7 protein-coding genes are annotated in these 8,719 nt (G+C 74.7%); 3 read left to right on the top strand and 4 right to left on the bottom strand.

Going from position 1 to position 8,719, the window contains the following annotated elements; genetic code table 11:
- Positions 1-93 precede the first annotated feature (93 nt).
- Together ACFXAM_RS33140 and mmuM are read right to left on the bottom strand one after the other, a co-directional pair.
- Entirely contained in the window at positions 94-858 is a 765-nt protein-coding gene (locus ACFXAM_RS33140; RefSeq protein ID WP_380296928.1) for an IclR family transcriptional regulator, read from the bottom strand.
- Positions 859-1,038: 180 nt separating this feature from the next.
- The gene (gene mmuM, locus ACFXAM_RS33135) at positions 1,039-2,028 is read right to left on the bottom strand and encodes a homocysteine S-methyltransferase (RefSeq protein ID WP_380296926.1); all 990 of its coding nucleotides are present in this window, start codon (positions 2,026-2,028) and stop codon (positions 1,039-1,041) included.
- Positions 2,029-2,187: 159 nt separating this feature from the next.
- On the opposite strand from mmuM, the gene ACFXAM_RS33130 reads away from it, so the two are divergent.
- Genes ACFXAM_RS33130 through ACFXAM_RS33120 form a run of 3 tightly spaced genes read left to right on the top strand, consistent with a single transcriptional unit; the run spans position 2,188 to position 5,910 of the window.
- On the top strand, positions 2,188-3,180 hold the full coding sequence (locus ACFXAM_RS33130; RefSeq protein ID WP_380296924.1) for an NUDIX domain-containing protein: 993 nt from the start codon (positions 2,188-2,190) through the stop codon (positions 3,178-3,180).
- Positions 3,177-3,728 carry an NUDIX domain-containing protein gene (locus tag ACFXAM_RS33125; RefSeq protein ID WP_380296922.1) on the top strand — a complete coding sequence of 184 codons (552 nt, stop codon included), beginning with the start codon at positions 3,177-3,179 and terminating at the stop codon, positions 3,726-3,728. The genes ACFXAM_RS33130 and ACFXAM_RS33125 overlap by 4 nt, the downstream gene beginning before the upstream one ends.
- 58 nt (positions 3,729-3,786) lie before the next feature.
- Entirely contained in the window at positions 3,787-5,910 is a 2,124-nt protein-coding gene (locus tag ACFXAM_RS33120) for an acetoacetate--CoA ligase (protein ID WP_380296920.1), read from the top strand.
- Positions 5,911-5,997: 87 nt separating this feature from the next.
- Here the strand turns inward: ACFXAM_RS33120 and ptsP are convergent, their stop codons facing one another.
- Entirely contained in the window at positions 5,998-7,668 is a 1,671-nt protein-coding gene (gene ptsP, locus ACFXAM_RS33115) for a phosphoenolpyruvate--protein phosphotransferase (protein ID WP_380296918.1), read from the bottom strand.
- Positions 7,669-7,769: 101 nt separating this feature from the next.
- The gene (locus tag ACFXAM_RS33110; RefSeq protein WP_380296917.1) at positions 7,770-8,219 is read right to left on the bottom strand and encodes a PTS glucose transporter subunit IIA; all 450 of its coding nucleotides are present in this window, start codon (positions 8,217-8,219) and stop codon (positions 7,770-7,772) included.
- Between the last annotated feature and the right edge of the window lie 500 nt (positions 8,220-8,719).

The following is an 8,719-nucleotide window of genomic DNA, read 5'->3' as shown; positions in this document are numbered from 1 at the left end:
ACCCGAACCTGACCGGCGCGGCCGGGCATTTCCCCCGCCCGCGCCTTGGCGTGAACGTCTCTCCGGGCTCCCGGCGGGCCCGCGGCCCGCCGCTCAGAACCGCCCGGCGCCCAGGTCCCGGGAGATCGCGCGCGCCGCGCTGCGCACCGACGCGACCAGCGAGGGCTTCACGAAGCCGTCCTCGCAGACCCGCTCGACCGCGCCGCTGATGCAGACCGCGCCCACCGGGTTGCGCCGCCGGTCCTGGATCAGCGCGCCGATCGAGGCCACGCCCTCCCAGGTCTCCTCCACCGAGTCCGCCCAGCCGCGCTCGCGGGTCAGCGCCGCCTCCGCGTCCACGTCCACCGCCTCGGTCAGCGTCCGCGCGGTGTACGACTCGAACGGGCCCTCGCCCAGCTCGCCGCGCGCCACCGGGTCGTAGGCCAGCAGCACCTTCCCGAGCGCGGTCGAGTGCAGCGGCTGCATCGAGCCGACCTCCAGCACCTGGCGGGTGTCGTCCGGGCGGAACACGTGGTGCACGATCAGCACCCCGCGCTGGTGCAGCACGCCCAGGTAGACGGTCTCCCCGGCCGCCCTGGCCAGGTCGTCGGCCCACACCAGGGCGCGCGCCCGGAGCTCGTGGACGTCCAGGTAGCTCTGGCCGAGCCGCAGCAGTTCCGCGCCCAGCTGGTACTTCCCGCTCTCCGGGTCCTGCTCCACGAACCCCTCCTGCTGGAGGGTGCGCAGGATGCCGTGCGCGGTGCCCTTGGCCAGGTCCAGCGCCGTCGCGACCTCCGAAAGGCCCAGGCGGCGCTCGCCGCCGGCCAGCAGGCGCATGATCGCGGCGGCCCGGGAGAGCGACTGGATCGGGCCGGGCATGGGTACCTCCGCGCTGACAGGCGGTCGACATTGTCGACCGCAGTGGTGACGGCACGAGTCTGCCAGGCCGCCGCCGTTCCGTGCACCTTCCCCCTCGGTAACGCGCTCCGGGCGGTCGGTCGTGCGCCCCCGCACCGCCCCTGCACCGCCGCCGTGCCGCCGCCGTGCTGGGTCGGGCGGTCAGTCCGGGCGGCCGGCGGGCCCGGTCGGCGGCGCGTCCGGCACGGCTGCCGTCTTTTCCGCCGCCCGCGCGGCCACTTCCGCTGCCACCTCCGCGGCCACCGCCCGGATCGCGTCCGGCCCGACCCGGCAGCAGCCGCCCACCAGTCGCGCCCCGTCCGCCAGCCACCCGGCCACCCGGCCCGCCGCGAAGGTCGGCTCGCCGCACCACGCCCCGGCCGCCGCGTCCCAGCCCTCGCCGCTGTTCGGGTACACCACCACCGGCTTGCCCGACACCCGGGCCGCCAGGCCCACTGCCCGGTCCGCCTCCCCGGGCGTGCAGCAGTTCACCCCCACCGCCACCACCTCGTCCGCGTCCGCCGCCAGTGCGAACGCCTCCGCCAGCGGCTGCCCGGCCCGGGTCAGCCCGCCCGCCGCGCCGAACGACAGCCAGACCGGCACCCCCAGCCCGCGTACCGCCCGCAGCAGCACCCGCGCCTCGTCGGCGTCCGGCACCGTCTCCAGCGCCAGCACGTCCGGCCCGGCCGCCGCCAGCACCTCCAGCCGCGGCCGGTGGAAGGCCTCCAGCTCGGCCGCCGACAGCCCGTAGCGGCCCCGGTACTCCGACCCGTCCGCCAGCACCGCCCCGTACGGCCCGACCGACGCCGCCACCCACCGGCGCGGCCCCGGCAGCCCGCGCGCCGCCTCCCGCGCCAGCTCCACGCTGCGCGCCAGCAGCCGCGCCGCCCCGTCCCGGCCGGTCCCGCGCCGGGCGAAGCCGGCGAAGCTCGCCTGGTAGCTCGCGGTGATCGCGACCTGCGCACCCGCCGCGAAGTACGCCCGGTGCGCCGCCAGCACCGCCTCCGGCGCGTCCTCCAGCAGCCGCGCCGACCACAGCGCGTCCGCCAGGTCGTGGCCGCCCGCCGCCAGCTGGTTCGACAGCCCGCCGTCCAGCACCAGCGGACCGGCCGCCAGGGCGGCGGCGAAGTCCGGCGCGCCGGGTGCGCCCATGACCGCCTCCTCGGGTGAAACGTCCTGGTCACAGCCTAGGATCCGGTGGGCGGGGGAGCGGCGGGAAAATGATTTGCCGCAGAGTCAACGGGTCGCTACGTTGTGCTCAGTCCGAGAAGGACGCCGTCCCGGCGCCACCGGGGGAGGGGAGCGCACACCGTGGACACCACCGAGCAGGAGTGGCTCGCCTCCTACGACCCGCGCGCCTACACCCCGGTCGCCGTCACGGTCGACGTCGTCGCTCTCACCCTGCGCCAGGGCCGCCTGCACGTGCTGCTCGTCGAGCGCGCCCTCCCGCCCTACCAGGGCCGCTGGGCGCTGCCCGGCGGCTTCCTGCGGGCCGGGGAGGAGAGCCTCGACGAGGCCGCCGCCCGCGAGTTCGCCGAGGAGACCGGCCTGCACGGCACCGTCGGGGCCGAGGCCGCGCTCAGCCGCCTCCACCTCGAACAGCTCGGCAGCTACGGCACCCCCGAGCGCGACCCGCGGATGCACGTGATCTCCGTCGCCTACCTCGCCTTCGCCCCGGACCTGCCCGACCCGCGGGCCGGCACCGACGCGGCGCACGCCGCCTGGCACCCCGTCACCGCCCTCGACCTCCGGCCCACCGGCCGGTCCGAGACCGCCGGTGCGCCCGCCGACACCCACGGGGGTGGCGTCGACGGGCGCACCGGCTCCACCGAGCCGGCCGCAACCGCCGGGCCGTTCGAAACCGCCGAGCCCGCCGAGCCAGTCGAGCCCGCCGATCCCGGCGACCTCACCCCCATCGAGCTCGCCTTCGACCACGCCCGGATCCTCGCCGACGGCCTCGACCGCGCCCGCGCCAAGATCGAGTACAGCCCGCTGGCCACCGCCTTCCTCCACCACGACTTCACCATCCCCGAGCTGCGCGCCGTCTACGAGGCCGTCTGGGACGAGAAGCTCCACCCCGGCAACTTCCACCGCAAGGTGCTCTCCGTCCCCGGCTTCGTCGAGGGCACCGGCACCACCACCGACCGCGGCGGCGCCCGCGGCGGCCCCCGGGCCCGCACCTACCACGCCGGCGACGCCACGCTCCTCCACCCCGCGCTGCTCCGCCCCACCCGCAGCGATCCGCCGCCGGATCCGGCGACCCCCGCCCCCACCGCGCCCGACCGCACTACCATCCGGCCATGACGACTCACGAGGCCGGCACGGTGCGCCACCACGCCAACTCCCACTGCCACTTCTGCGGCACCCCCTACCCGGCCGGCACCTCCGCCTGGCCCCGCACCTGCCCCGGCTGCACCGAGATCAGCTACCGCAACCCCCTGCCCGTCGTCGTCACCCTCCTCCCGGTCACCACCGCCGCCGGCCACGCCGCCGGCCTCGTGGTGATCCGCCGCACCATCGAACCCGGCTACGGCGAACTCGCCCTCCCCGGCGGCTACATCGACTACGGCGAGAGCTGGCAGCAGGCCTGCGTGCGCGAACTGCGCGAGGAGACCGGCATCCTCGCCGCCGCCACGGACATCACCCTGGCCGCCACCGACTCCGACACCCACGGCGGCTTCCTCTGCCTCTTCGGCCTGCTCCCCGCCCGCCCGCTCGCCGCCCTCCCGCCCTCCGTCCCCACCGAGGAGACCGACGGCTGGCAGGTCGCCACCCCCGAGACCCCGCTCGCCTTCCCCTTCCACACCCGCGTCTCCCGCTCCTGGTTCAACGGCGAGTTCTCCCGCCTCTGACCAGGCAACCCGGCCGCGGCCCGACGGCCGGGCAGACCCTGGCGCCCCGGCCGCTCACATGGCAGGGTCTGCACCGACAGCCCCCAACCGGACGCGGGCCCTGCCACAAGCATCCCCGTCCGCCCTCATCACCGGCCGGGAGACCACCACCGTGAGCACCCCACCCCAGGACCAGCCACTCTGGCGCCCCGACCCCGCTCGTGCCGCCGGCACCGGGATCGTGGCCTTCCAGGCCTGGGCCGCCGAGCACCACGGCGCCCCGGCCGCCCCGCTCGCCCCCGCCGCCGACGACGACCAGGCCGCAGCCCGCTACGCCGCCCTGCACGCCTGGTCGGTCGAGGACCTCGACCGCTTCTGGACCGCCGTCACCCAGTGGTTCGACGTCCGCTTCACCGAGGCCCCCGACGCCGTCCTCGCCGATCCCACGATGCCCGGCGCCCGCTGGTTCCCCGGCGCCCGCCTCAACTACGCCGAGCACGCCCTGCGCGCCGCCGAGGACGAGGCGAACGCCGGCCGCCCCGCGATCCTCCACCTCGACGAGACCACCGACGAGCCCGCCGTGCTCACCTGGGCCGAGCTGCGCCGCCAGGTCGGCTCCCTGGCCGCCGCCCTCCGGGCCCGGGGCGTGCGCCCCGGCGACCGGGTCGGCGCCTACCTGCCCAACATCCCGCAGGCCGCCGTCGCCCTCCTCGCCACCGCCGCCGTCGGCGCCGTCTGGACCAGCTGCGCCCCCGACTTCGGCGCCCGCAGCGTGCTCGACCGCCTCCAGCAGATCGAGCCCGTCGTCCTCTTCGCCGTCGACGGCTACCACTACGGCGGCAAGGACCACGACCGCACCGAGGTCGTCGCCGAACTCCGCCGCGAACTCCCCTCGCTGCACACCGTCGTGCACGTCCCCCTGCTCGGCGCCCCCGCCCCCGAGGGCGCGCTGGCCTGGGACGACCTGGTCGCCGCCGACACCGCGCCGGTCTTCGAACCGGTCCCCTTCGACCACCCGCTCTGGGTCCTCTACTCCTCCGGCACCACCGGCCTGCCCAAGGCCATCGTGCAGAGCCAGGGCGGCATCCTCGTCGAGCACCTCAAGCAGGCCGGCCTCCACCTCGACCTCGGCCCCGGCGACCGCTTCCTCTGGTACACCTCCACCGGCTGGATGATGTGGAACTTCCTCCTCGCCGGCCTCCTCACCGGGTCCACGGTCGTCACCTACGACGGCAGCCCCGGCCACCCCGACACCGGCGCCCTGTGGTCCGTGGCCGCCCGCACCGGCGCCACCGTGCTCGGCACCTCCGCCGCCTACGTGATCGCCAGCCGCAAGGCCGAGCTCCACCCCGGCCGCGACCTCGACCTCTCCGCCGTCCGCTGCATCGGCACCACCGGCTCCCCACTGCCCCCCGACGGCTTCCGCTGGATCTACGACGAGGTGAAGGAGGACGTCTGGCTCGCCTCCGTCAGCGGCGGCACCGACGTCTGCTCCTGCTTCGTCGGCGGCGTCCCCACCCTCCCCGTCCACCTCGGCGAGATCCAGGCCCCCTGCCTGGGCGCCGCCGTCGAGTCCTGGGACGTCGACGGCCGGCCGCACACCGACCGGGTCGGCGAACTCGTCGTCACCAAGCCGATCCCCTCGATGCCCACCGGCTTCTGGAACGACCCCGAGGGCACCCGGTACCACGACAGCTACTTCGACACCTACCCCGGCATCTGGCGCCACGGCGACTGGACCACCGTCACCTCCCGGGGCACCGTCGTCATCCACGGCCGCTCCGACTCCACCCTCAACCGCCAGGGCGTCCGGATGGGCTCCTCGGACATCTACGAGGTCGTCGAACGCCTCCCCGAGATCGCCGAGTCCCTGGTCATCGGACTGGAGGAGCCCGACGGCGGCTACTGGATGCCGCTGTTCGTCGTCCTCACCCCCGGCGCCGAACTCGACGACGACCTGATCGGGCGCATCCGCACCTCGCTGCGCACCGAGCTCTCCCCGCGGCACGTCCCCGACGAGGTCATCGCCGTCCGCGGACTGCCGCACACCCTGACCGGCAAGCGCATCGAGGTCCCGGTGAAGCGCCTGCTCTCCGGCACCCCGCTCGACCGGGCCGTCAACCCCGGCTCCGTCGACAACCTCGACCACCTCCGCTGGTTCGAGCAGCTGCGCCGCGACCGCGAGGCCGGCCGGCAGGCGTAGGCCACCCGCCCGGAGGAACGCCGGAGGGGCCCTTCCACAGCCACAGTGGAAGGGCCCCTCCGGCGTACGCCGACGGTCGTCCGGCGGCTACTCGCCCGACAGCACCTGCTGCGCAGCGGCCCGCGCCTCCTCGGCGCTGTCCGCCGCCCGCGCCGCCTCGGCGGCCCGGCGGCACTGCGCCAGCGTGTACTTGGCCAGCGCGGTCCGCACGTAGGGGATCGACGCCGCGCCCATCGACAGGCTGGTGACACCGAGACCGGTCAGCACCACGGCCAGCAGCGGGTCCGACGCGGCCTCGCCGCAGACGCCGCAGCTCTTGCCCTCGGCCTGCGCGGCCTCGGCGGCGGCGGAGATCAGGTCGAGCAGCGCCGGCTGCCACGGGTCCTGCAGCCGGGCCAGCGCACCGACCTGACGGTCGGCCGCGAAGGTGTACTGGGCGAGGTCATTGGTGCCCAGCGACAGGAACTCGACCTCCTGGAGGATCGAGCGGGCCCGCAGCGCGGCCGACGGGATCTCCACCATCGCACCGAACTTGGCGCTCAGCCCGGCTTCGCGACACGCCTCGGCGAACTCCCGGGCGTCCTTGCGGTCGGCCACCATCGGGGCCATCACCTCAAGGTGCACCGGCAGGCCCTCGGCGGCCTTCGCCAGCGCCCGCAGCTGGGTGCGCAGCACCTCCGGGTGCTCCAGCAGGGTGCGCAGACCGCGCACGCCCAGCGCCGGGTTCGGCTCGTCGGCCGGGGTCAGGAAGTCCAGCGGCTTGTCCGCGCCCGCGTCGAGCACCCGCACGACGACCCGGTTCTCCGGGAACGCCTCCAGGACCTTGCGGTACGCCTCGACCTGCTTCTCCTCGCCGGGCGCCTTCGCGGAGTCGTCCAGGAAGAGGAACTCGGTGCGGAACAGCCCGACGCCCTCGGCGCCCGCCTCCAGCGCGGCCGGCAGGTCGGCCGGGCCGCCGATGTTGGCCAGCAGCGGCACCCGGTGCCCGTCCGAGGTCGCGCCCGGTCCGGAGGAGGCGGCGAGCGCCGCCTTGCGCTCGGCGGCGATCCGGCGCAGCTCCTCCTTCTTCTCCTCGCCCGGCTCGACCAGCACGTCACCCGAGCTGCCGTCCACGGCGACGACCGTGCCCTCGGCGACCTCGGTCGCCGCCGGCAGCGCGACCACGGCCGGCACGCCCATGGCCCGCGCCAGGATGGCGCTGTGGCTGGTCGGCCCGCCCTCCTCGGTCACGAAGCCGAGCACCAGCGTCGGGTCCAGCAGCGCGGTGTCGGCCGGCGCGAGGTCCCGGGCGAACAGCACGTACGGCTCGTCGCTGTCCGGCACACCCGGCATCGGGACACCCAGCAGCCGCGCCACGATGCGGTTCCGGACGTCGTCGAGGTCGGCCACCCGGCCCGCCAGGTACTCCCCGGCGGAGGCCAGCAGCGCCCGGTAGGCGGCGAAGGCGTCGTAGACACCGCGCTCGGCACTGCTGCCGACCGCGATCCGGCGGGAGACGTCGGCCATCAGCTCGGGGTCCTGCGCCATCAGCGCCTGGGCCTCCAGCACGGCCTGGGCCTCGCCGCCGGCCAGGTTGCCGCGGGCGATCAGGTCCGCGGCCACCGCCTCGACGGCCGCCTGGGCGCGGGCCTGCTCGCGCGGGGCGTCCTCGGCCGGGATCTGGGTGGCCGGGGGCTCCAGCACCGCCGTCCCCATGTGCCGCACCTGGCCGATCGCGACCCCGTGGCTGACACCAACGCCGCGCAGCGTCTTCTCCATGTCTGTCTCCGTGAGAGAGGCGGACCCGCCGGGTACCGCTGTGTGCCGGGCCGCCCCGACCGGAGCGGTGGGGCGGATGTGTCGGATAAGAGGGGGAGCGGTCAGCTCCAGTTGAACAGGGCTTCGCCGACGGCGACCTCCCCGCTCTCCAGAACCGAGCCCAGCGCTTCGGTCGAGGCCTCCAGCGCGACGATCGGCGAGATCGGCGACTTGCCGGCGGCCTCGACGGCGGCCGGGTCCCACTTGATGACGGCCTGGCCGCGGGTGACGGTGTCACCCTTGCTGACGAGCAGTTCGAAGCCCTCGCCGTTCAGCTGGACGGTGTCGATGCCCAGGTGGGTCAGAACACCGTGCCCGTCCGCGTCGACGACGACGAACGCGTGCGGGTGCATGGACACGACCACGCCGTCCACCGGGGCAACGGCCTCGGTCTGCTCGCGCACGGGGTCGATCGCGGTGCCCGGGCCGACCATCGCACCCGAGAACACGGGGTCCGGCACGCCGGCGAGCCCGACGACCTTGCCGGTCAGCGGCGACGTCACAGTGGTCATGGTTGAGCCTCCCAAGTGCGCAGTACAGGCGAGCGGCCGCGAACGCGGCAGGGCGATCGACTGAAGCCTAAATCATGTCAACTTCGGACATCCGCTGACATTCCCGGGCAGTCGGCCGCATGGTCCGGCCTCACCGGCCGGTCATCTCGCCGACTGCTAGTGGTCTAGTCCTCTTGGCCGATGCGCCGCACTCTACAGGCATCTTGGCGAATCGGGACCATTGCTGTATATGCTCGCGAGAGCAACAAATGGCGCGTCCGGGCGGGTGACCCCCGGCGTGGCTCGATTCGCGCTCCGGCCGGGGACCCGCTATGGTTGGTCGGGTCGCCGCGAGTCGGCGGTTAACACCAGATTTCGGACGCGAAAAGCGCCGGTTAAGCACCGGGAAACGGATCTGGTAAGCTCGAAACACGAAAGAACGAAGCGCCCGGAGGGCCGGTGTGAAAGCCGCCCGATGGAAGCGTCCGTTCCTTGAGAACTCAACAGCGTGCCAAAAGTCA

Origin of the sequence: Kitasatospora sp. NPDC059462 (genome assembly GCF_042749955.1) — a bacterium.
Classification (GTDB): domain Bacteria; phylum Actinomycetota; class Actinomycetes; order Streptomycetales; family Streptomycetaceae; genus Kitasatospora.
Note: the sequence above shows the minus strand (reverse complement) of the source record. Positions and strands in the feature narration are given on the sequence as shown.